Genomic DNA, 22,415 nt, shown 5'->3' with positions numbered 1-22,415 from the left:
ATCGGCTGCCCAAAGCAGTTACTTTTCAATTAATTCCTTGTATTTCCCAGGTGTAATTCCCTCGACTTTTTTGAAGACGCGAATGAAGGCATTAATATCGTTGAACCCAACCCCGTTTGCGGCGTCTCCGACGGATTGTTCCTGCTTTCTCAGCAGCTGCTTGGACTTGTCGATCCTGACTTTATTAATGCGATCCAGCAGGCCTTCTCCTGCATAATCCTTGAACAGCTTCGACAAATAGGTGGCTTTGCGGTCAAAATGGCTGCCAATCATGGTTACATTCAGATTCGCATCCGTATAATTGTCCTCAATAAAATCAGATATTTCATCCACAAGCTGCTGATGCGCTTTTTGCCGCGTTTGGGAGATGGCAACCTGCCGTTTGGCTGCCGTGTAAGTACATACTTGCAATAGCATTTCGTTCAAATACTGATTCATTTCTTCAACGTTTTTACTGCTTAATAACCGGTCGATAAGTTTGGGGTTGCGGATGAAGAAGCTTTCCTGAATATCTCCGGTTTCACTAATGCTTTTCATCATCGTTGTGATCAAACATAGCATCAGGCATTTGGTTAAGGAAACGGAGATCCCCCGGATTTCAAAATTTCTGTTCATAATCTCAGCAAGGATTCCCTGGGCTTGCTCCAGTTCACCGGATTTAACGGCATACATGAACTGTTGTTCAACCTGCATCGGATAATAATAGCCTGAAGCTGGCTCGCACGCCTGATTAGCTTGCAAGTCGTCGTATGCGAGAATCTCCCGCCCTCCCATAACAAGCTTAAAGGCCATGGAATCTAACGCTTCTAAGAAAGCTTGAGGCACATTAGAAATTTGCTGATGTATACTGCTGATCGAGATCGTAAGTTGAATGTCATAAGTAGCGGAGAGGAATGCTTGTGTCTCTTGGGCGATGCGCAGCAGTTCTTCTTTGCCGTTTTCGCCCTCGTCCAGCGTTAAGTTGACTAAGCAGGCAAGAGAGTCGTCAATCTCCGTCGCGTAGCCGCGATGCCGCTTTGACAGAAGCTCTTCTACGACATTCATGATAATGAATTGAAGCAGCTTCCATTTATCCTCGTCCGACGTATGGGTAATCCGTTCAAAGAACGGCGCGCTTTTATCGACGACCAGCAGCATAACGGCAAAATCTTTCTTATCCAGCTTCATATCAAAGCTTGTTAAGGCTTCAGCAATGGGGATATGCCGGTCGTGCTTCCCTTTTAAGAGTTTTTCAATGAAATGAGCGCGGACCATATGCCGCTGCTGCTCCATTTTGCTCTTGAAATCAGCCATTTCAAGCAAAGTGCTGTCCACGGCTTCTTGAATGAAATGGAACTCATTGTAGCGCTGGCCCGAGGCAAAGGTTTGCTTTTTGGAAAAAGCATGTACCAAACGCCGAACAGGGTTATAGTTCCTTCTTAAAAAGACGAAAGTTAGAATACCGCCGCCAAGCAGCGAAATGCCCATGCTCATATACGTTAGGTTACGGATGTGAGCGGCCTTTTGCCAATAAATCGTACTCGGCATGATGGACACGTATTTTAATTTGGAACGGGGGGACTGAATGTTAAAAACTTCGTATTTCTCGCCGTTGTTGCCGGAAAAATAGAAGTTCGGCGTATTTGCTAATTTATCGTAAGGGAAATCGCCCGGAAGCGCATCGGCGGAATTGGAAGCCAGAATTTGATTCTCATTATTTAAAATTAAAACGTGGCCCTTATTGAAAATTTCCATATTTTGAATGGCTCCAAGAATGCGTGATTGATCCACCATAATCACATTCGTGGCGAGCGGTTGGTTATGCTCGACAGGGTACGTGCTAATATAGGCAACTGTTTTGCGAAGCTTATTATCATCGCCGATCCGTGTCATCGGGATAAAACCTTTGAAATTGGGACGAGTCATGATGTCCTGCCAGGCTGAGAAAGAGAAGTCATCGCTCATATGCAAGGTTTGATAGGCAAAAGCGCTTGGTCTGACAGTGGTAGGAAGAATAACAGACTGATCTTTATACAAATAGATATAGAAAGAATCTATCAGCGGATAGGAGGTTTTGTACATGGAAAGCATACGTGCGATTTGGGAAATATCATAGCGATACTCCTTGGGGAAAGCTTCGTATTTATTTGAATAGAGCAGCTCCTGCATATTCACATTCCAGGTAATTTCGAAGTTCAGCTGCTCCATCGCTTTGAATTGGTTATCCATGACCTCGCGAACTTGTTTCAATAAAGAATCGTTGGCTTGCTGGATCTCCTCTTTCAGCGTTTTGTTGGATTCCATGTACAGTAATAAGCCGATAACGACAGGTAAAAGGAGAATAACGATATAGGAGATCATCCAGGTCAAGACAATACTTTGTCCATTAAAGATGACTTTATTCTTCATATTTGCAGTCCCCTCACAATCAAAAATCGACTTAATGAGCTCATAGCAGATGCTATGAATGCGCTCTCATTTTATTGTATTTCCTTTCCATCGCTTAAGTCAACGATAGAAAAGAATCATTTTTTATTGAGAATCTTCAACTGGTTTGAATCGGTTTTTTCCGAAAAAGAAATAGAATAAATAAGAGATTACGGTATAGACTACAGCTGTGATGCAGAAGGCATACGCATATCCGTAATAGGGGCCGTGACGAAATACCAGGCCTGTACTAACGGGAGCTGCCAAAAACCATCCGAGGTTAAAGACGGCTTCTCCTGAAGAGGAGGCTAGTCCGCGCAGCGAGCGGTGAACATAGCTCATTTTGACCGAGTTGTAAAATGGATTCGCCGCGTTCATCAGTGCCTGCCGGAACAAATACCCGCCCGAGGACAAATAGAAATTAGCAGAGAAAGCAGTCAAGAGGAGGAACGGGATGGAACACAATTGTAAATATACAACGGATTTGACTTCCCCAAATCTCTTCACAATCATAGGTCCGATAAGGAAGGCAATTGCGGTAGCGCCTTGGCCTAGGGCGACAACAATGCCGATCGCGGACTTCGATGCTTCAAATCGATCCTCGAAATACACATTTAAATAAGGGACAATCATGCCACCGCCGATGGCTGAGAGCAATCCCAACAGACAGAAAATAGCGATGACTTGAAGGGATGTTTTATGTACGCGCCATGAATGCACGATACCAAGGGATTCCTTCGGCTGTTGTATCTCAACTTCGGTCTTTTCAAATAAAGCTATAGGAATGATGCCAAGTGCGGCGATGGCTACCCCAATTAATAAAGTAAATCGCAAACTCAAGATTTCCTCAAGCCCAATGATGAATTGAAAAAAGTCGCACAGAACGCCACCAAGTGCAATGCCAACGACATTTGCAATCATGACGAGCGCCATATTAAAGCTGAATAAGTGCACACGCTGCTGCGGGGCAGAATTATTCGCCATAAAAGGCAGAATAGTTGCCGAAACAACCGCAAGCGCCATACCTCCGAAGAAAGAGGAAATCAGCATGCCTCCTTCGGCTTCAAATAAAGAGCGCACAGTCAAAGCGACAATGGTAAAAACGAGACCAAATGTAATGACGCGTTTGGGTCCCAACCGATCGTTCATCATACCTGCCGGAATAAGAATAATGGCTGCAGCCAGTGACGTCATGCCAACGATGCTGCCGACAGTCGTTTGCTCATAGCCAAGGCTTTTCACATACAGATTATAAACGAGTCCGAACATGCCCAATCCTAAGTTCCAAACAAAGTTAAACCAAAAGAAAAGCAAAATATTTCGACTGTATCCTTGAAACTGTGACTTCCATTCTCGAAGTAAATTAGTCATGCAAGATTCCTACCTTTGTATTGTGTGTCTAATTTGTAGCCGCTTTACCCATTCTACCATTGGTAAATAATTTTGAACACGGGAAAGACTTGATATTAAATGGGATCTGTATAATAATAAGTAGTCTAATCTACGAAACAGGGAGAACATGCTGAAATGTCTACATCAACGAGTACCGTTACGGAAGAACAGAAACCAGAAGTCGAACAGATTGAAATTTGGAAGTGTAAAGAGGCAGATTGTAAAGCATGGGTTCGCAAAGAATTCGTTACGGAAGCTTTACCAACTTGCCCACTCTGCAAAAACCCGATGATCCGCAGTTATAAGCATGTGCCTGTGACCGCGAAAAAAGGAAACAAAAAGTTTCTTGTAGGGAAAAAGCGTTTCTAAGATGAATATTTAAAGACCAAAGCATCTTCGACCACGCGTTATGAGTGGTGCTTTCGGTCTTTTTTTCTGTCAAGATTAGCTGTGAACAAGCATACGATGGTTAGTGAGGGGGAGTGCCGATGAAATGGCCTGAACTGAATCTAAGCGACGATGCGATTAGGTTATTAGAAAAGTTAAGAGATAGGAAGCAGGAGTGGGACAAGCTTAAGAAAACTCAATGGTTTTTTGCGATCCTGACCGGGGTGCTGGTTCTATATGTTACCTTCTCTTTCTATCATAAAGTGCTGCTAGTTTCAGGCGGCAATGCGCTAGTCATACTTGACCTGCTTACTTCGAATAAGCTATTGTCGGGCTCGCTTCTGGCCTGTATATCCCTTTTCATATTTACACGAAACCGGGTGGCCCGAATTGAGAAAGCAAAATCCAAGTATGAAAATATTAGAATGGAAACGATCGACAAGCTGGATGCATCCTGGTTAAAAGACGTCAAGTCCGAGGTACGCGATCAAATTTCTAGCTTTCTGGACAAAGAGTATGATATTAATATTGTGTATAAAAGTTAATAGCAAAGCGAGGAACAGGAGCTAGAATGAGATACGAATGCCGATACATAACAGCTGTAAATGGACTCATTCCTTGGGATGAAATTGCTGCGGGCACGCTGGTTGAAGTTGTAACGGGTGGCAAGCCCCGTTTGGAAACTCGCTTCCGTGCGTGCTGGACCGCTGACGCCTTGCACGTACGGTTCGATTGCGAGGACGATCATGTTGTGGCGACGATGGAGCAGCGTGACGATCCTATCTATGAAGAGGATGTCGTGGAAGTGTTTCTCGATATCATTGGCACAGGTAAAGTCTATTATGAATTCGAGCTCAGCCCGCGGGGCGTAGAATTCGATGCTTTGATCCACAACAGACTCAATGGACACAAAGAGGTGGATGTGGCCTGGGATGCGAAGGGCTTGCATACGGCCGTATCCGACGGGGTGGACGGATGGAAGCATTACGAGCTGCGCATTCCTTTTGCGGATTTGCTGGTCGGGCGCGAGGAGGAACGAGTTCCTAGACATGGCGTCAGGTGGGGGTGGAATCTTTACCGGATTGATGACGATATCGAAGGTAATCGGCATTACTGGGCGTGGTCACCCACCGGTAAAGTGAATTTCCATATTCCGCAGCGTTTTGGGACACTTGTGTTTGTGAGTGAATAGAACCAAGCGGCTGTCTTGGTCAAGAAAGACATAATAACCAGCCTCCTTATTATGTTAAGGGAACACTAAGCCGCTATTTGGCTAAAAAGCAGCTATTAGGCATTCGAGAGGGAACTGTGGTCCGCTATTTCACTATTATCTATTGGGCGGATTTAGGGAATTTTTGAAAAATAAGGCCCTGTAGTTCCCACTTTTATCCGGAATTTGCGGATTTTGCACAAATAGCGCCCTGTAGTTCTGCTGTACAAAAATAGGGTCAACAAAGAAAAGGTGCTAACCTCAAGTAGAATAATCTACTTGGAGGTTAGCACCTTTTTGACGGCTAGCGTTTAGCAGCGAACCGTAAGCCGTAACCGGCAAACCACCACCAACAAAATTGGCTCTGAAACGTCGGAATATCACCTTAAAGTATCCAAAACTTCCTCAGCTCCAGAAACCGAAGCACAGGATTTATCAGCGCTTCCGCGCGCTAAGCCCCGCTCAGCACATCATGCACGTGCTGCCATGCCCAATCCAGCTCCTCCTTCGTAATCGTCAACGGAGGAGCGAAGCGAATAATGTGCTCGTGTGTCTCCTTGCACAACAAGCCCTTCTCCTTCAGCTGTTCGCAGAACGGGCGAGCCGAAACCGTAAGGTCAATACCAATGAACAGTCCGCGTCCGCGAATTTCCGCTATCAGCGGGGACTGAATTTCCTGAAGCCGCTTCAGGAAATACGCCCCAAGCTCATCCGAGCGCTCTGCGAGCCGCTCGTTCTCGATAACCTCTAGCGCCGCGATTGCGACAGCGCAGCCAAGCGGGTTCCCGCCGAAGGTGGAGCCGTGGGAACCAGGCTCGAAAACCTCAAGCACCTCCCGATCTCCGGCCACAGCCGAGATCGGAAAAACACCGCCGCCGAGCGCTTTGCCCATAATGTACAGGTTCGGCGTGACGCCTTCCCAGTCCGTGGCGAAGCGGCGGCCCGTACGGCCGAATCCCGTCTGGATTTCGTCCGCGACGAAAAGCACCCGATTCGCTTGGCATAGCTCATAGCATTCCCGCAGGTAACCGTCCTGCGGAATGACAATGCCGGCTTCGCCCTGAATCGGCTCGAACAAGAACCCGGCTGTATGCGGTCCGATAGCCGCGCGAAGCGCCTCCACATCCCCGTAAGGGATGATGCGGAAGCCCGGCGTGAAAGGCCCGAAGCCGCGCTTATACTCCGGCGACGAAGAGAACGAAGTGACCGTCACCGTACGTCCGTGGAAATTGCCCTCGCAAACGATAATTTCCGCTTGATCGGCTGGAATTCCTTTCACGTCGTAGCCCCATCGGCGAATTGCTTTTACCGCTGTTTCGACCGCTTCCGCCCCGGTATTCATCGGCAAAATCATCGGCTTATTTGTGTATATCGCTAATTTTTCATAAAACGCCCCAAGTTTTTCGCTATGAAAGGCTCTTGAAGTCAAGGTGACCTTCTCGGCTTGTTCATGGAGCGCTTTCAAAATATGGGGGTGACGATGCCCTTGATTCAAAGCCGAGTAAGCGCTAAGCATATCCATATAGCGATTGCCAGCCGGATCCTCGACCCAAACGCCTTCCGCTTTTGAAATGACGATAGGCAGCGGGTGGTAATTATGTGCTCCGTATTTTTCCGTTTTATGAATGATCGAAGAGCTTTTTGTGTCCATGAGTATTCCTCCTTGGAGTGCAACCTGGCCAAACCTGCCTTGATACATGTATTGTCGCATATCGCGAGCTACTAATCCATTGTATTCTTCTACCGCAAACGGTGCGATTCCGCTCAAATTCCATCCATTGGTTTCATAAAAGGGCCGCGCATGTACGCGAAATGGCCTTGCTTTTGACGTCCTGCGAGCATATATAAGTAAAGAGTGTTGGACGTTGATACAAGTTTTCTCATAATGTACAAAATTCAATCATGGTAATGACTATTATGGGAAATATTATTTGGAGAATCCTAAAACACTTTGTTTTATGAAAATGCTTTCATTTTCACATAAATTTATTACAGGGCGTGTCAGATATTGCAGGATTCTTGGTAGGAAGGCGCGAATAGTTCTGATAGACGCCGAACATTACGGTGGTCAATAATTATTTATCCATAAAGGATGCTACCAGAACACCTACTTCGCAACATCGAGCAGTTACTTTAATCAAAAAGGAACGGTGTGTACGATGAGTATTCGCATTGAAAAAGATTTTCTAGGTGAAAAGCAAGTTCCAGCCCATGCCTATTACGGCATTCAAACGATGCGTGCGCTTGAGAATTTTCCGATTACAGGCGTTAAAATCCACGCAGAGCTTATAACAGCTTTAGCTGAAGTAAAGAGAGCTGCAGCGCTGGCTAATATGGAAACCCATATGCTGCCAAAGAAAATCGCTGAGCATTTGGTAAAAGCAGCCGAAGAAGTAAGAGAAGGCAAGCTGCTTGAAGAATTCATCGTAGATTCCATCCAAGGCGGAGCAGGAACCTCGATTAATATGAACATGAACGAAGTGCTGGCCAATCGTGCGCTGGAGTTGATGGGCGAGGAGAAGGGCAGTTACTTCCATTGTAATCCAAACAATCATGTCAATATGTCCCAATCGACGAATGACGTTATTCCAACGGCGATCAAAATTGCCGCTTATCGATTATCCCAGCAATTAATTGAGACGATGATCTCATTGCAGAGCGCTTTTGCCCGGAAGGAAAAGGAATTCGATGATGTGATCAAAATGGGAAGAACGCATCTTCAAGATGCAGTTCCGATTCGTCTTGGGCAAGAATTCGGTGCCTATGCACGTGTTTTGCAGCGCGACATCAATCGGATTCGCCAAGCTTCTGTGGGTCTTTTGACTGTAAACATGGGGGCAACTGCCGTAGGTACAGGATTGAATGCGAAGCCTGAGTATGTAGATCGCGTGATGTTCCATTTGAAAGATCAGTGCGGAATCCCGGTTGTGAATGCCGAGCATTTGGTTGATGGCACTCAGAACATGGATGCTTACACAGAGCTTTCTGCATCTTTGAAAGTTTGTGCCGTGAATCTTTCGAAAATATGCAACGACATCCGCCTTATGGCTTCCGGCCCCCGGGCAGGTTTAGGGGAGTTGAAGCTGCCGCCGAGGCAGCCGGGTTCGTCCATCATGCCGGGAAAAGTGAACCCTGTAATGCCGGAGGTTGTGAACCAAGTTGCGTTCCAAGTAATAGGCAACGATCATACGATATGCTTGGCGTGTGAAGCAGGCCAGTTCGAGCTTAACGTTATGGGTCCCGTGCTTGCGTTCAACCTGCTGCAATCGCTGAAAATTTTGCGTAACGCGGCGGACGTATTCGAGCGCTTTGCGATTGAGGGCTTGGAAGCGGACCGCGAGCGGTGCCGTAACTTCGTCGACCAAAGCTTCGGCATCGTTACAGCTTTGAACCCGCATCTAGGCTACGAGGTAGCCGCGCAGTTGGTGAAGGAGGCCGTGCGCACTGGCATGACGCTGAAGGAGCTAATTCTGGAGCGCGGACTGCTGACCACGGAGGAGATAGAAGAAATCCTCAACCCGATTCAAATGACGACGCCGGGAATCGCCGGCGAAAGATTGCTGCAGCCTGCCGACTAAGCCAGAGCTGATATACGAACGCCCCTGACTCATCGTGAAGATGGGCTGGGGGCGTTTATTTTTATGGCCTCATGAAATCATTTACCTCGAACTTGGCTCCATTCTTGCTTCATCCGTTGCAAGCTTCGAGCTGCCTGCTCCGTTAATCAGGAGATAGAAAGTTGCGTAAACCGTAAGAATCACAAAGCCCACTAATAGACAGAAAATAAAAGCATCTTTGTGCAAGCTTTGTTGCAGGATCCTTACGATTTTCAAGTTCACCAGCGCATCCCAGCTGTTCAAACGGTATTCTCTTCCCAAAAGAATGCCATACCCGCTCAGCAGCGAAGTGGCGATGATGAGCAGCCACGAGATGAACCGGCCCCACCTTTTCATCACGATACCGTGGATCATATACATGGAGCTGCATCCTAGCAATAACCCGTTCCATGCGAATAGAAAAATAGTGAATAAATCATTCCAATAAGCTAAAGTCCACGTTCTGTTTCGTATATATGAATCCTTCAAAAGCGTTAAATGAATGAAATCGGTGGTGATATACGGAGCATTCGGAAGAAACAGCAGCCAAGCTAGCCCAAAAACGAGCATGAGAACGTTACCTGAAGCAGACGGTTTTCGTGCATGTAACAAATAAGCTGCTAAAGCAAAGACATTGGGAATCCAAGCAAGGAACAAATTCCAAAGCAGAAATTCATAATACGTTTGGTTTTTGAGCAGCAAATAAATTGCGATCGAGAAAAAGGATAACATGGCGAGAAAAATTTGCAGATACCATTGGTTTAAAGTTTTCATTCTTAGCTCCAGTCACATCTGTCTCGTATATTAGCTATATTTTACCAATTATGACCACATGTAACAAGCAGAAAAACCCGCATCCATTAGGAGGAATACGGGTCTCGGAAAGGGCTGTAAGCCGCCCACTATGATGTTATAAAATTTGCTTGCCGAGCAACGAGCTAATCAGGCCGACAGCTAATTGCGAGGTTTTGTTGTTATCGTCGAGCAGAGGGTTGACCTCAACGAATTCGGCGGATGTGATGAATCCGGCTTCATGCAGCATTTCTACAGCGAGATGCGCTTCGCGGAATTGAAGCCCGCCTTTTACCGCCGTACCGGTGCCCGGAGCTTCAAGCGGATCTAAGGAATCGACATCAAAGCTAAGATGAACACCGTCTGTTTTACCGCTTAAATAAGCTATGGCATCCTGCATGACTGCAGCCATTCCTTTGCGATCGATATCATGCATCGTGTAGCATTTAATGCCCAGTGAACGAATTAGCTTTTTCTCGCCTTCATCCAACGACCGTGCGCCGATTAAAACGATATTTTCCGGTTTCACCTTGGCTTGGTCTCCCTTAATGCCAGTTAACAAAGGATGCCCCATCCCAAGGCTAATCGCGAGCGACATGCCGTGAATATTGCCGGAAGGACTGGTGTCCGCTGTATTTAAATCAGAATGCGCATCAATCCAAATCACGCCTAAGTTGTTATAATGCCCGGATAAACCAGCCAATGTTCCAATGGCAATGCTGTGATCGCCGCCAATGACGAGTGGGAATTGCCCTTGCTCCGCAGCTTTGGAAACTTGCTCGGCTAGGCGCGTATTCACTTCGATGACTTCAGCTAAATATTTTAAATTGGTTTTATCCACTTCGGGTGCCAAAGGAGCTGCTTTATCGTCAGCAAGGCGAATCTCCGCGACATGCTGAATGGTGATACCCATCTGCTGCAAGCCTCGCAGTAAGCCTGCTTGCATAATGGCTTTAGGTCCTTTACTAGCCCCGCGCCGCCCTGCTCCAAGGTCAAATGGCACGCTAATCGCAGCAATCGTCGGTTTGGTACTCATACGATCAACTCCTCTTGTTTGGATAAGGTTGCAAGAATTTCCGTTTGCCTTCTGACTAACATTCCCAATTTCGCTAGAACCAATGCCAAGTATCCTGCAAAAAAGTCCGAGCATGCATGAAATAGGTTGTTTCTTTACTATATGAAAAAAGAACCTTCCGTTCCACTCTTATTGTGGGTTTAGAAGGTTTCTTTTGTTTCTGTTAAAATGCCCAGTTACCCTTGCGGAAAATAGGTTCGATGCGGCCGTCCGCATGCTCTCCGTCAATGTCCATGTCGGCAGAACCGACCATAAAGTCAACATGAATCAGGCTGTCGTTAAGGCCGGCTTGCAGCTGCTCATCCTTGGACATTGCAGGTCCGCCTTCCACACACGTTGGAAAAGCTCTTCCCAGAGCCAAATGATTGGAAGCATTTTCATCAAAAAGTGTATTGAAAAAGATCAGATTCGAGTTTGAAATCGGTGAATCATGCGGTACTAGGGCAATTTCCCCCAAATAATGAGCGCCTTCATCCATTTCAATCATCGCTTTCAAAGCCTCAAAGCCTGTCTCGGCCTTGTAGTCGACGACACGTCCATTATCGAAGGTGATCGTAAAGTTGTCGATCAAATTACCTTGATAACTTAACGGCTTTGTACTGCGAACTGTTCCCTGTGTCCCTTTACGATTCGGCGAGATGAACACCTCTTCCGTCGGAATATTCGGGTTGAATTCAAAACCGCCTGTTCCGTTGGTAGCAGATCCTCCACGCCAAATATGGTTTTGTGGAAGCTCAGCAGTTAGCTCCGTGCCTGGGGCGCGGTAATGGATCTTATGAAATTGTTTTTCGTTAAGCTGCTCTCTTTTGCTGCGCAGGGTCGCATTGTGCTCGTGCCAAGTCTGCACAGGATTGTCTTGATCCGCACGGGTAGCTTTGAAGATCGCATCCCATAAGGCATCCATGGCAGCTTGTTCATCCATTTGCGGGAACACTTTGCGGGCCCAGGCCGGAGTTGGCGCAGCAGCAATCGACCAGGTCATGAAATAGGAGGACATGCTTTCTCTCCATTTTACCAATTTAGGACCTGCGGCTTTGGAGTTTGCAGAGATACGTGCAGGATCGACGTCTTTCAAAAGTTCAGGATCAACCGCATCAATTAACAGATAAGCCCCGTTATTGTCCGCTAATTCGTTAAGCGCATCAGCTCGCCAGGAGGGGTACTCGTGAAAAGCTTCTTCTGGCGCATTCAAATATTTGATTTGTGTACTGATTTCATCTTGCCATTCGATATGTACGTGTTTGGCGCCTGCTTCATATGCTTTACGGGATATGAGTCGCACGAGAGCAGGTTGGAGTATGGGGGCGTTTATCCAAAGCGTTTGCCCAGACTGGATATTCACACCGACGCGGACGATAAGCTCCGCATATTTTTCGAGATTGCGTTCAAAGGTCATAGAAATCCTCCTTTTTTCTATAGCTTGCTTGCAGTTTATCGCGCGGGGTGCGAACTGTCAAATAAATTTTACCGTCGTTCTTTCATGAAGGTGCTGGGGTTTGTACCGTGCCATTTGCGGAATTGATTCGTGAAGTGATTATAGTTTTGAAAGCCTACGTCATAGCAAACTTCTGAAGCGCTGCGCTGCGTATGCTCTAGAAGGAGAGCAGCCTGCCTAATCCGCATCCGGTTGAGAGAATCGATTATGGAATACCCGGTGCTGGCTTTGAAAAGGTGAGCAAGTCTTGAAGGAGAGAGCCCGACATGCTCAGCCAGCTCCTCGATGCGGACAGGCTCGCGCATCTGTTGTGACAGCAGGTAGAGGACTTCCTCAATGCGAGGGTCCATTTTACGGCTTGTTTTCTGAGCCATGATGAGCAAAATTTCCCGCAAGGAGGAGAGAATCAGCTCAAACCAATATTCTCCGCGTTCCCTGGAATCCTGCAGGATGCGGGAGAAGGCTTGATAGATGCGTTCCCGAAGCGATTCGCTCTCAATGGTAACGAATAGCTGCTCTTCCTTAGGCAGCAAATTCGTTTCTGTGAGAATAGACGGAAAATGTGCCCAAACAAAATGCCAACGGTGGTTTTTCCGCGTACCGTAATGCTGCGGTGTCCCTGGAGCAAGAAGTGTGAGATCCCCGGCTCCGCAGCGTCTCTCGGAACCAGCGTGTTTGAAATAGCCTTCCCCTTCCAAGGTGAAGCAAAGAAGCCAATCGTTTCGTCCCTGAGGACGAACGGTGACATACGAATCTGTTTCTTGAAAATGCCCTGCCAAGAATGTGTTTTCTTCGATATTCATTAGGAACGCTTCCTTCCCAGCCGCGTTTGTCGATAAGTTGAGTATAACAGAAATAGCAGAATTGTAGGAGTAATTAGCAGCATTCTTACTTCTACGGCAGAGCAAAATTCGATATGCTGAGAACATGAAAGTACACGAGTGAAACTTGGAGGAAAGAGAAGATGACAAAAACATTGCTAAAACTGACTGAGGAGCAAAAGGAGCATTTTGAAAGAGAAGGTTATTTGATCGTAAAAGGCTTATTTTCCGCAGAAGATTTGAAAGAAATCGATGTGACTTTTGAGGAAATCTCCAAGCAGGTGGTACCGCGATATTTTGAACCTGATCTGAATGCTGACGGCACCGATCCGCTAAAGCGCTATCCGCGAGTTATGCATCCCCACCGTTTTAATGAGACCGCGAAGAAGTATATGCTGCATCAGCCCGTTATGGAGGTGTTAGCTGATTTGTATGATGAGGAGGCACTGGCTGCGCAGAGCATGTTTTATTACAAACCGCCAGGTTCCCGCGGCCAAGCGCTTCACCAGGATAACTTCTATCTGCAGGTCGAGCCCGGCAACTGTATTGCCGCGTGGACGGCTATTGACGCTGCAGATGAGGAAAACGGCGGTCTGCTTGTCGTGCCCAAGACGAATACGCTTGATCTGTCTTGTCCGGATCTTGCAGACGCCAAGGAGTCATTTACGACGCATTACGTGAAGCCGCCTAAGGACGAGAAGGCGATGCCTGTCGTTATGGACAGAGGGGACGTGCTGTTTTTTAACGGCAATCTTATTCATGGCTCATATCGCAACAAAACGAAGGACCGCTTCCGTAGGGCGTTCATCTGTCATTATGCCAATGAGTCGGCTACGCACATTAGCGAATTCTATCGTCCCCTGTACCGCCAAAACGGCGACCCCGTCGATTTAGAAATTAACCCGGATGGTGGACCATGCGGCGAAGAGTTCCAAACCGTTTATCCGCACTAAAGGACATAGCAATGAGCTACTAAATGAGAGACTGTTCCTCAGCCAAACAAAGGGTTGGGGAACGGTTTTTTTGCGTAGATAAGAAAGTATAAGTGGTTGTCTTCATGAAATCATTTATTTGGTATGGAAAATTCTCAATTGTTTACAATAGGGGAGGGGTGATTGATTTGATGATAAATGGATGGATTGCGGGTCTGATGCTTTTATTACAGCAGACTGAAGCACCTGACAACGCAACCAAGGACGGCACTTCTCCGCTTCAAGCGAATGTGCAGCGTGAAGCCTACATGCTTGATTATGTGGATTTGCCGTTGGTAAACAATGAACTTCTAGATCGACTTATGGCCGAGATGGAGAAGAAATCGTACCGGAAGCCGGTGAACGCCACGATCAGCGATGCGGGTGGAATTGTGAAGGAGATCCCGGGCGCTAGACTGAATAAGAAAGCATTTGTGGAGCAGTTTTATCAGCATTTTTACAGTGAGGGACCGCTGAAATTCGATGTTCCTCTGATGCCCATATATCCCAAAGTAGACAGTGAACTGCTTGCAAGCATTCGGGTACATCCTATCGGATATTATGTGACATATTTTAATTCAAATAATAAGCATCGTTTTACGAATATTAAATTGGCTACTCAGGCGATTAACAATTACGTAGTTCTCCCGAACGAAACGTTTTCTTTTAACCGTGTGGTTGGCGTTCGTACGCGTGGCAGGGGCTATATGCCAGCCAAAGTCATTGTCAGGGGCGAGTTCTCTGAAGGGATTGGCGGAGGCATTTGCCAGATCTCCTCGACGCTTTTTAATGCAGTGGACCGGGCGGGTCTTACGATTGTGGAAAGGTACTCACACAGCAGATCCGTTCCTTATGTTCCCTCTGGAAGGGATGCGACGGTGAATTGGGGAGGTCCTGATTTTAGTTTCAAAAATAACTATAATCAGCCTGTTCTTATCAGGGCTCAGGCTTTGCCCGGTCGGGTGTATGTCAGTATATACTCTTCAGAGTTGATTAATCATAAGCCGCGGCATGTTCCGGGCGCTTCCAAAGCTTTGCCGGAAGAAATAACGGCAGGCGCAGATGTAGAGAATTCGGCTCCATAGACATGGACGAGGTCAATATATGCATATTTCACAAAATTAAAGCAAAAAATCACAAGACTTCACCGCCACCTTCCGCTACAATAAAGGGCAGATCATTGAGGTCAGAGAAGGGTGGAAATTCACTTTATGAAAACGTTTTTAGATGAAAATTTCTTGCTTACCAATGAAACTGCCGTTCATTTGTTCCATGAATATGCCAAAGATCTGCCGATTATTGACTACCACTGTCATCTAAGCCCTAAAGAGATTTATGAAAATAAACAGTTCAATAATATTACCGAAGCATGGCTGTACGGTGACCACTACAAGTGGAGAATGATGCGTGCTAACGGCGTTGAGGAGAACAAAGTTACTGGCGAAGCTAGCGATTATGATCGTTTCGTTGCTTGGGCTGGAACGCTTCCAATGGCGATTGGCAATCCGCTGTATCACTGGTCCCACATGGAGCTTCAAACATACTTCGGCGTACATGACCTGATCAATGAGCAAAATGCGCCTGCGATTTGGGAAAAAGTGAATGCGAAGCTGGCTGAAGGCGGTTCACGCGCCAGAGACCTGATTACGAATTCCAAAGTAACGGTTATCTGCACAACGGACGATCCGGTTGACTCTCTGGAATATCACATCAAAATCAAAGAAATCAAAGATTTCAATACGCAAGTGCTGCCATCTTACCGTCCTGACAAAGCACTAGAAATTAACCGCGCGACATTCCTTCCGTGGATTGCCCAGCTGGAAAAAGCGGCAGGCACCACGATTTCGTCCTACGACGATTTGCTTGGAGCGCTAGAAAGCAGAGCTGAATTCTTTAATTCCGTAGGCTGTAAAGTGTCTGACCATGCTTTGGATTATGTACCTTTTGCGGTGGCAACTAAAGAAGAAGTAGAACAAATTTTCAAATCGGCGCTGGCTGGTAACTCGGTTAGTCTGGAAGATGAGAAAAAATATAAAGCATTCACTTTGTTGTTCCTAGGCGGCGTGTACAAAAAGCTGGATTGGGCGATGCAGTACCATATCAACGCATCCCGCAACAATAACGGACAAGCTTTTGCGAAACTGGGTCCAGACACTGGATTTGACTCCATTAACGATAGCCTTGTAGCGAGCGCGCTTACTGGTCTGCTTTCCTCATTGGCTGTTGCTGATTCACTGCCTAGAACTATTCTTTATTCCTTGAATGCGCGCGACAATGAAATTCTCGCCTCTTTGATGGGTAGCTTCCAAGGCGACGGTATCCCAGGCAAAATTCAACTTGGCGCCGCTTGGTGGTTTAACGATACGAAAGACGGCATGGTTTCGCAGATGAAATCGCTCGGCAATTTCGGATTGCTTGGCCGTTTCGTTGGAATGCTTACCGACTCCAGAAGCTTCTTGTCGTACACAAGACATGAGTATTTCCGCAGAATTTTGTGCAACATGTTCGGTGAGTGGGTCGAAGCTGGCGAGTTCCCGAACGACGAGCAGCTGCTCAAGCAATTGGTTCAAGGCATTTCCTACAATAACGCGAAACAATATTTTGGATTTTAAATAGCAAAGAGGCTCCCCAAAGTAGAGTGATCTACTTTGGGGAGCCTTTGTTATGAGAGTGAGCTACCGTTCTCGTGACAGTAGTGTAGGTGCACGGAAAGTACACCAGTAATTCACCAGTAACTCACCGGTAGCTCACCAACAGCTCATTAGCAGCTCATCAGTAGCACTATCAGTGCCCTCCAGTAGCCCCGAAGTGACTCAATTGTAACCCACCGGTGTTCGGAGGGAACTACAGGGCGTTATTTCGGCGAAAATAGCCATTTTGGTAGCTTTAAGGGAACTATAGGATCTTATTCCTCCACATTGAGCATAAATTGGTTAATATCGCCAAAATAGCGGATCGTGGTTCCCTTTCATCTGTCAAATGGTGGAATATGACTGAAATAGAGGACCATAGTTCCTCTAACCTCACCAGCTCTCCTCACCGCTCGAGTCCACGCGCATTCTGCCCCTGCTCCCTCACAGTTCCCAGCCCGGATTACCGCTCGAACCCTCGTACTTTCTGCGCGGCTACCCCTCACACACTTCCGCATTTTCCCCAAACTTCCTCCGAGGCAGTAAAATAGGCAATACCAGGAATTCCTCCTGCTATTTCAGCTGCTAAACCTCACATTGCTCGAATTCTAAGCAATTAGAATTTCCATCTATCCGCCTCTAGCATGGCTCCTATGAAGAAATTAATATGACTTTTTCCATTTAAATGTAAATGGATAGGAAAGTCCAGGCCACGCTCACTCACTACTGGCTCAGCCGCATTAGCTTCCGGCATTCCAGCGGGGTTTGCGAGGTTACCTGCTTAAATACGCGGCCGAAATGCGCGACACTGTCGAAGCCGGATTGCTCAGCGATATGAATCACTTTCAGCTTCGTTTCCCTGAGAAGCCGCTGCGCTTCCCTGATCCGCACATTGTTCAAGTATTCAACGAACGAAAAGCCAGTCGTCTCTTTAAAAGAACGGCAAAAATAGCTGGGACTGATATAGAACGTCTCCGAAATGGAGGCAAGTGTCAGCCGAGTTCGATAATGCTCGTTGATGTGAGCAACAATCTCGAATATTTTGGGATTATGAGCTTGCGGGTGCTCTTGAACCGAACTGAGTTTATCCGTCAGCCGCGAACAGAAAATAAGCAGCTGCGTAAACAGCGCCCGGCTGTTTAATTGCCATCCGCCTAGCCCCTGCTGCTGTTCCCGAAGCAGTTGGAACAACAGGTTCTCCACTAGGGTTCGATTCGTACCGTTCAGAGAAAATACATGCTGCTTTTGCACAAAAGGGACAAGTAAATGCGCAGCCGCATCTTCACCGATGGAGCGAATCCACCTGTCATCGAAACTGAGCAAAATGCGTTCATGCGCCTCCGCATCGACATTACGCGTTTTGTGAAGCTGATTTTTATCGATAAAGACGAGGTCGCCTTCTTGAATGTAGTATGAGCGGTCTTGTATAAAGTAGTAGCGTTTACCACTCAGCAAATAGTAGATTTCATAATGATCATGGAAATGATTCACCTGCATGGAGAAAGGACGATCTCTGCGCAGTCTTTCAATTTCAAATTGGCTCACGAGGGACACCTCTTAATCAAATCAAATTTAAATGTATTGTTATTATAGCAAAATATGCAAGGATTGAAAGAGAATAGATAAGATTCGAATAGAAACGCAGCAAATATTGTATTAATCTTGAGATAAGAAAACTTATTTTCGAGAGGGGTATTATCGTATGAAAAAACGTTATGCAATCGTCGGCACCGGAGGACGGGCTGAATTTTTTTATGGCGCTATCGTAAGGGATTTCAAAGATACATCAGAGCTGGTCGCGATTTGCGATATTAATCAAACGAGAATGGACTTCACAAACGGTTTGCTGCAAAAAAAATACGAATATGAGGCGGTACCAACTTATAAAGCAGATCAATTCGAAGAGATGATCCGCACGGAAAAGCCTGATTATGTAATTGTAACCACAGTCGACCGTACACATCATACGTATATCATTAAAGCGATGGAGCTAGGTTGCGATGTCATTTCGGAGAAACCGATGACGGTGGATGAAGAGAAATGCCAAGAAATTCTCGACGCAATCAAACGGACAGGACGTCAGCTTCGCGTGACCTTCAATTACCGCTATGCACCGCACAATACGAAAATTCGCGAGTTAATTATGGATGGAACGATTGGCGACGTACATTCCGTGCATTTTGAATGGCTATTGAATACCGAGCATGGCGCAGACTATTTCCGCAGATGGCACCGCGATAAGCGCAATGGCGGCGGGCTGTTGGTGCACAAATCGACGCATCATTTTGACCTTGTGAATTTCTGGTTAGGGACGCGTCCTGATACGGTTTTTGCAATGGGCGGCTTGATGTTCTACGGGCGGGAAAACGCAGAAAAACGCGGAGAAACGAAGTTCTATCAACGCGCAACAGGGAATGAAAACGCGAAGGACGACCCTTTTGCCCTCCACTTGGATCGAAATGAGCACCTCAAGGGTTTATATTTAAATGCGGAGCATGAAGATGGGTACCAGCGTGATCAAAGCGTTTTCGGCGACGGCATTAATATTGAAGATACGATGGGCGTTATGGTCCGTTATAAAAATAAAGCCATTATGACGTATTCCCTGAATGCTTATATGCCATGGGAAGGCTTCAGCGTACAAATTAACGGCAGCAAGGGCCGTATTGAAATGAAAGTTGTTGAGAAATCGTACGTCAATTCCGGCGGCAAAAAAGAAGACGAAGGCGCTTTAAAAGAGAAAACGATTAAAGTGTTCCCAATGTTCGCTCCTCCGTACCAAGTTCAAATCGAGGAAGGCGTTGGCGGACATGGCGGCGGCGATCCTGTGCTGCTCCGCGATATTTTTGAAAAAGCGTCTGACGACCGCTTCCAAAGAGCGGCATCCCATGTTGACGGTGCAATGTCGATTCTTACGGGTATCGCGGGCAATATTTCACTCCGTACGGGACAACCGGTTGCTGTTGACAAACTAGTCACTTTTTAGCAGATGAGGGTGGAGGATCGTATGTGGAATCCAGATGCTATCATGGAGAATCTTTATCATTCCTATGAGCAAAAACGTCAGGCGCAGCAGGGGCAAGAGACTGCCGATCAGACCAGAGAGAGGCTTAAGCAAGGCCTAGCGGGCTCTTTGCAAATCGGGATGTTGGAGGAAGATGAGCTCCGTCCCGTTCTTCTCGAGCGGGTTGAGTGGGAAGATCATATTAGAGAGCGCATCGAGTTCGGTACGGTGCTGGGATTCCGCGTTCCAGCTTATGTCCTCATACCTAAAGGGAAAAAGGGACCGTCTGCCGCAGTGCTTGCTCTGCACGGGCATGGTTATGGCAGCAGGCAAATCTCAGGACTGCTGCCAGATGGCTCGGAAAACACTGGGGAACCGGATTCCCACGGCAATTATGCGCTGGAATTAGTGAGGCGCGGCTTCGTCGTCATGGTGCCGGAGGTTATCGGTTTCGGCGATCGCAGGTTGGTTGAGGATGTGAAGGATGGAAAAGTTGGCAACTCATCTTGCCAAGCGCTCGCTTCACATTTGCTGCTGTATGGCATATCGCTCGCGGGGCTTCGCGTCCAGGAAGCGCAGCGGGCCATTGACTATATGTTGTCCCGCGAGGATGTCGCCGCCCACAGTGTAGGCTGCTTTGGCTTCTCGGGAGGAGCACTGATCGCCTCTTATGCCGCAGCACTTGATGAACGTGTCAAAGCTACCGTGCTCTGCGCGTTCCCCAATACGTTCAAGGGCAGCATTATGCATGTTCGTCATTGCATTGATAACTACTTGCCAGGTGCTTTGGCGTATGCGGAATTGCCCGAATTAATGGGGCTAATTGCGCCTCGCCCGCTGTTTATTGCTTCAGGCAAGCAGGATCGCATATTCCCGGTTGCTACGGTGGAAGTTGCGATTCAGTATTTGCAGGATCAATACGCAGAAGCGGGTGCGGCTGAGAATCTGGGATTTCATTTGTACGAAGGCAAGCACGAAGTCAATGGGACCCAGGCATATCCTTGGCTTGTTGAAGTTATGGAAAAAGAGCTGTCCGGTCGTTAACCGGCGGCTCTTTTTGCTTTCTATCGGTTTCTATCTATGCTACCCTGTAGAAAGAGTTTACAAGGTGGTGGCATTCTTTGAAACGAATCTTAATTACTGGATATAAAGCATCTGAGCTGGGCATTTTTTCATTAAAACATCCGGGTATCCCGATTATCAAAAAAGCAGTTCAAAAAAGACTCGCCCCGCTGATTGAAGAAGGTCTAGAATGGGTCGTTGTCAGCGGCGGATGGGGCGTCGAGCTGTGGGCTGCCGAGGCGGTGCTTGATCTTCGAGCGAGCTCCTATCCAGATCTGAAGTTGGCTGTTATTACGCCTTTTTTGGAGCAGGAAGAGAAGTGGAGCGACGAGAAAAAAAATTGCTACACGAGCGTCATTACTCGGGCAAATTACGTAAATAGCATCACGAAAACGAAATATGAGGGACCCTGGCAGTTTAAGGAACGGGACAAGTTTCTGCTGCGCAATTCGGATGGCATTCTTCTCGTGTATGATGAGGATACGGAAGGGTCTCCTAAGTTCATGAAGCAGCAAGCTGTGCAGGTGGCGGTCCACCACGACTACCCGATCATCACGATCAATGCCAACGATCTGCAGAATGTCGCAGAAGATGAACAGGATAATCAGCACGGTGATCAGTGGGGGGATGCGGAACAGCCCGGTGATCGCACGGATTTTGAGGAGATATAGGAAGGGCTCTTTACATCATACCTCAGCCGTTCCCGGCAGCATACCGAGAAAAGCGCTTAATGAACTGCTAACGAATGCATCCTTGCGCGTAATGAATTCGGTTTTGATATAACGATAAGGCTGTGGAATCTCAAAAGTGCGAATTAAACCTTCCGCTTCATGCTTTTTCGTGACAGCTTTGGGCATGAGCGAAATCCCAAGCCCTGCGGACACACCGCCGATAATGGCTTCAAGCATGCCGAACTCCATCATCATCGGTTGTGTTTTGCCGATTGACTGCAGCCATTGTTCCAAAATCTCCCGATAGGAGCAACCCGTGCTAAAGACAAGTATGGGTTTCATTAAGGCCTCTGTGAGACTTGCTACGTTAGGGCCGGCAGCTACGACTAATTCTTCTTCAAAAGCCGTAATGGACTGCAAGTCAGGATGTGTGCAGGAACAGCCGATAAAAGCGCCATCCAGCTCGTAGTGAAGCACTTTCTCAATTAAATATTGGGAATGTCCTGTCCTCAAAGAGAGCTGGACATTGGAATGCTTTTCGTAGTAGAAGGCAAGCAGTTTGGGAAGCCTCACCGCAGCTGCCGTCTGTGTCGAGCCAATCATAAGCGGTCCGCTGGGTTCTGCGGAGGTAGATAGTGCAAGGACAGCTTCATCCAGCAAACCCACGATTTTATCAGCATACGTTAGCAACGTTTTTCCATTGGATGTTAATGACATGCCTCGATTATGCCGGAAAAAGAGGACCGTCTGCAGCTCTGACTCCAACTGCTGAATGCGAGCAGTAATATTGGACTGCACATAACCAAGGCGCCCAGCAGCTTTGGTAACGGAGCCTTCACGGGCAACCATTTGAAACACTCGTAGATCTGCGCTTTCCATCGTTATGAACCTCCTCTGTGTTGTGCATTTTGGTATCATTATTTGTGATATCAAATATCTATAGTAATCATTATACATAATTTC

19 protein-coding genes are annotated in these 22,415 nt (G+C 47.0%); 10 read left to right on the top strand and 9 right to left on the bottom strand.

The genetic code is table 11. The features are described 5' to 3' along the window. Positions 1–18: 18 nt before the first annotated feature. Together J2Z65_RS13780 and J2Z65_RS13775 are read right to left on the bottom strand one after the other, a co-directional pair. On the bottom strand, positions 19–2,388 hold the full coding sequence (locus J2Z65_RS13780) for an AraC family transcriptional regulator (protein ID WP_167060964.1): 2,370 nt from the start codon (positions 2,386–2,388) through the stop codon (positions 19–21). 123 nt (positions 2,389–2,511) lie between these two features. After that, complete coding sequence (locus J2Z65_RS13775; protein WP_167060960.1) at positions 2,512–3,777, bottom strand: MFS transporter; 1,266 nt, start codon at positions 3,775–3,777, stop codon at positions 2,512–2,514. Between the two features lie 156 nt (positions 3,778–3,933). Between J2Z65_RS13775 and J2Z65_RS13770 the strand changes: the two genes are divergently transcribed. The 3 genes from J2Z65_RS13770 (at position 3,934) to J2Z65_RS13760 (ending at position 5,377) form a co-directional block, all read left to right on the top strand. Then, complete coding sequence (locus J2Z65_RS13770) at positions 3,934–4,167, top strand: cold-inducible protein YdjO-related protein (protein WP_167060956.1); 234 nt, start codon at positions 3,934–3,936, stop codon at positions 4,165–4,167. Positions 4,168–4,286: 119 nt separating this feature from the next. Continuing rightward, positions 4,287–4,730, top strand: a complete 444-nt coding sequence (locus J2Z65_RS13765; RefSeq protein WP_167060953.1) for a DUF2663 family protein — start codon at positions 4,287–4,289, stop codon at positions 4,728–4,730. Between the two features lie 26 nt (positions 4,731–4,756). Further along, positions 4,757–5,377 (top strand): carbohydrate-binding family 9-like protein, encoded by a 621-nt coding sequence (locus tag J2Z65_RS13760; RefSeq protein WP_167060949.1) that lies wholly within the window; start codon positions 4,757–4,759, stop codon positions 5,375–5,377. A 469-nt stretch (positions 5,378–5,846) separates the two neighbouring features. On the opposite strand, the gene J2Z65_RS13755 is transcribed toward J2Z65_RS13760, so the two are convergent. Beyond that, positions 5,847–7,046 (bottom strand): ornithine--oxo-acid transaminase, encoded by a 1,200-nt coding sequence (locus tag J2Z65_RS13755; RefSeq protein ID WP_167060946.1) that lies wholly within the window; start codon positions 7,044–7,046, stop codon positions 5,847–5,849. Between the two features lie 508 nt (positions 7,047–7,554). Here J2Z65_RS13755 and aspA point away from each other — a divergent pair. Continuing rightward, a complete protein-coding gene (gene aspA, locus J2Z65_RS13750) occupies positions 7,555–8,973 on the top strand; it encodes an aspartate ammonia-lyase (RefSeq protein WP_193580982.1) in 1,419 nt (472 codons plus the stop codon). An 81-nt stretch (positions 8,974–9,054) separates the two neighbouring features. On the opposite strand, the gene J2Z65_RS13745 is transcribed toward aspA, so the two are convergent. The 4 genes from J2Z65_RS13745 to J2Z65_RS13730 all read right to left on the bottom strand — a co-directional run bounded on the left by J2Z65_RS13745 (position 9,055) and on the right by J2Z65_RS13730 (position 13,096). Beyond that, positions 9,055–9,765, bottom strand: a complete 711-nt coding sequence (locus J2Z65_RS13745) for a DUF1361 domain-containing protein (RefSeq protein ID WP_167060940.1) — start codon at positions 9,763–9,765, stop codon at positions 9,055–9,057. A 136-nt stretch (positions 9,766–9,901) separates the two neighbouring features. Then, complete coding sequence (rocF, locus tag J2Z65_RS13740; RefSeq protein ID WP_167060937.1) at positions 9,902–10,819, bottom strand: arginase; 918 nt, start codon at positions 10,817–10,819, stop codon at positions 9,902–9,904. Between the two features lie 202 nt (positions 10,820–11,021). Beyond that, complete coding sequence (locus tag J2Z65_RS13735; RefSeq protein WP_167060934.1) at positions 11,022–12,254, bottom strand: aminopeptidase; 1,233 nt, start codon at positions 12,252–12,254, stop codon at positions 11,022–11,024. A 68-nt stretch (positions 12,255–12,322) separates the two neighbouring features. Further along, positions 12,323–13,096 carry a helix-turn-helix domain-containing protein gene (locus J2Z65_RS13730; protein ID WP_167060930.1) on the bottom strand — a complete coding sequence of 258 codons (774 nt, stop codon included), beginning with the start codon at positions 13,094–13,096 and terminating at the stop codon, positions 12,323–12,325. A 161-nt stretch (positions 13,097–13,257) separates the two neighbouring features. Between J2Z65_RS13730 and J2Z65_RS13725 the strand changes: the two genes are divergently transcribed. The 3 genes from J2Z65_RS13725 (at position 13,258) to uxaC (ending at position 16,697) form a co-directional block, all read left to right on the top strand. Continuing rightward, positions 13,258–14,067 carry a phytanoyl-CoA dioxygenase family protein gene (locus tag J2Z65_RS13725; protein ID WP_167060925.1) on the top strand — a complete coding sequence of 270 codons (810 nt, stop codon included), beginning with the start codon at positions 13,258–13,260 and terminating at the stop codon, positions 14,065–14,067. A 170-nt stretch (positions 14,068–14,237) separates the two neighbouring features. Continuing rightward, positions 14,238–15,170 (top strand): VanW family protein, encoded by a 933-nt coding sequence (locus tag J2Z65_RS13720; protein WP_167060922.1) that lies wholly within the window; start codon positions 14,238–14,240, stop codon positions 15,168–15,170. Positions 15,171–15,296: 126 nt separating this feature from the next. Continuing rightward, a complete protein-coding gene (gene uxaC / locus J2Z65_RS13715; RefSeq protein ID WP_167060919.1) occupies positions 15,297–16,697 on the top strand; it encodes a glucuronate isomerase in 1,401 nt (466 codons plus the stop codon). A 741-nt stretch (positions 16,698–17,438) separates the two neighbouring features. Here uxaC and J2Z65_RS13710 read toward each other — a convergent pair. After that, on the bottom strand, positions 17,439–18,260 hold the full coding sequence (locus J2Z65_RS13710) for a helix-turn-helix domain-containing protein (protein ID WP_167060916.1): 822 nt from the start codon (positions 18,258–18,260) through the stop codon (positions 17,439–17,441). A 157-nt stretch (positions 18,261–18,417) separates the two neighbouring features. Here J2Z65_RS13710 and J2Z65_RS13705 point away from each other — a divergent pair, with 157 nt between their 5' ends. The 3 genes from J2Z65_RS13705 (at position 18,418) to J2Z65_RS13695 (ending at position 21,452) form a co-directional block, all read left to right on the top strand. After that, a complete protein-coding gene (locus J2Z65_RS13705) occupies positions 18,418–19,701 on the top strand; it encodes a Gfo/Idh/MocA family protein (protein ID WP_167060913.1) in 1,284 nt (427 codons plus the stop codon). A 21-nt stretch (positions 19,702–19,722) separates the two neighbouring features. Then, positions 19,723–20,763, top strand: coding sequence for a dienelactone hydrolase family protein (locus J2Z65_RS13700; RefSeq protein ID WP_167060910.1), 1,041 nt, complete (start codon positions 19,723–19,725; stop codon positions 20,761–20,763). A 77-nt stretch (positions 20,764–20,840) separates the two neighbouring features. Beyond that, positions 20,841–21,452 (top strand): SLOG family protein, encoded by a 612-nt coding sequence (locus J2Z65_RS13695; protein ID WP_167060907.1) that lies wholly within the window; start codon positions 20,841–20,843, stop codon positions 21,450–21,452. A 15-nt stretch (positions 21,453–21,467) separates the two neighbouring features. Here the strand turns inward: J2Z65_RS13695 and J2Z65_RS13690 are convergent, their stop codons facing one another. After that, the gene (locus J2Z65_RS13690; protein ID WP_167060903.1) at positions 21,468–22,331 is read right to left on the bottom strand and encodes a LysR family transcriptional regulator; all 864 of its coding nucleotides are present in this window, start codon (positions 22,329–22,331) and stop codon (positions 21,468–21,470) included. Between the last annotated feature and the right edge of the window lie 84 nt (positions 22,332–22,415).

It is taken from the genome of Paenibacillus aceris (assembly GCF_017874035.1).
In the GTDB taxonomy this organism is placed as follows: Bacteria; Bacillota; Bacilli; order Paenibacillales; family NBRC-103111; genus Paenibacillus_E; species Paenibacillus_E aceris.
This window is presented reverse-complemented; position numbering and strand designations above follow the sequence as displayed.

What these genes read in the sequence shown, in the direction of transcription:
- J2Z65_RS13760 (WP_167060949.1), top strand. Translation starts at nt 4,757, where the DNA reads ATGAGATACGAATGCCGATACATAACAGCTGTAAATGGACTCATTCCT.
- aspA (WP_193580982.1), top strand. Translation starts at nt 7,555, where the DNA reads ATGAGTATTCGCATTGAAAAAGATTTTCTAGGTGAAAAGCAAGTTCCA.
- J2Z65_RS13725 (WP_167060925.1), top strand. Translation starts at nt 13,258, where the DNA reads ATGACAAAAACATTGCTAAAACTGACTGAGGAGCAAAAGGAGCATTTT.
- J2Z65_RS13735 (WP_167060934.1), bottom strand. Translation starts at nt 12,254, where the DNA reads ATGACCTTTGAACGCAATCTCGAAAAATATGCGGAGCTTATCGTCCGC.
- J2Z65_RS13745 (WP_167060940.1), bottom strand. Translation starts at nt 9,765, where the DNA reads ATGAAAACTTTAAACCAATGGTATCTGCAAATTTTTCTCGCCATGTTA.
- J2Z65_RS13705 (WP_167060913.1), top strand. Translation starts at nt 18,418, where the DNA reads ATGAAAAAACGTTATGCAATCGTCGGCACCGGAGGACGGGCTGAATTT.
- J2Z65_RS13770 (WP_167060956.1), top strand. Translation starts at nt 3,934, where the DNA reads ATGTCTACATCAACGAGTACCGTTACGGAAGAACAGAAACCAGAAGTC.
- rocF (WP_167060937.1), bottom strand. Translation starts at nt 10,819, where the DNA reads ATGAGTACCAAACCGACGATTGCTGCGATTAGCGTGCCATTTGACCTT.
- J2Z65_RS13690 (WP_167060903.1), bottom strand. Translation starts at nt 22,331, where the DNA reads ATGGAAAGCGCAGATCTACGAGTGTTTCAAATGGTTGCCCGTGAAGGC.
- J2Z65_RS13765 (WP_167060953.1), top strand. Translation starts at nt 4,287, where the DNA reads ATGAAATGGCCTGAACTGAATCTAAGCGACGATGCGATTAGGTTATTA.
- J2Z65_RS13775 (WP_167060960.1), bottom strand. Translation starts at nt 3,777, where the DNA reads ATGACTAATTTACTTCGAGAATGGAAGTCACAGTTTCAAGGATACAGT.
- J2Z65_RS13755 (WP_167060946.1), bottom strand. Translation starts at nt 7,046, where the DNA reads ATGGACACAAAAAGCTCTTCGATCATTCATAAAACGGAAAAATACGGA.
- uxaC (WP_167060919.1), top strand. Translation starts at nt 15,297, where the DNA reads ATGAAAACGTTTTTAGATGAAAATTTCTTGCTTACCAATGAAACTGCC.
- J2Z65_RS13780 (WP_167060964.1), bottom strand. Translation starts at nt 2,388, where the DNA reads ATGAAGAATAAAGTCATCTTTAATGGACAAAGTATTGTCTTGACCTGG.
- J2Z65_RS13730 (WP_167060930.1), bottom strand. Translation starts at nt 13,096, where the DNA reads ATGAATATCGAAGAAAACACATTCTTGGCAGGGCATTTTCAAGAAACA.
- J2Z65_RS13720 (WP_167060922.1), top strand. Translation starts at nt 14,238, where the DNA reads ATGATAAATGGATGGATTGCGGGTCTGATGCTTTTATTACAGCAGACT.
- J2Z65_RS13700 (WP_167060910.1), top strand. Translation starts at nt 19,723, where the DNA reads ATGTGGAATCCAGATGCTATCATGGAGAATCTTTATCATTCCTATGAG.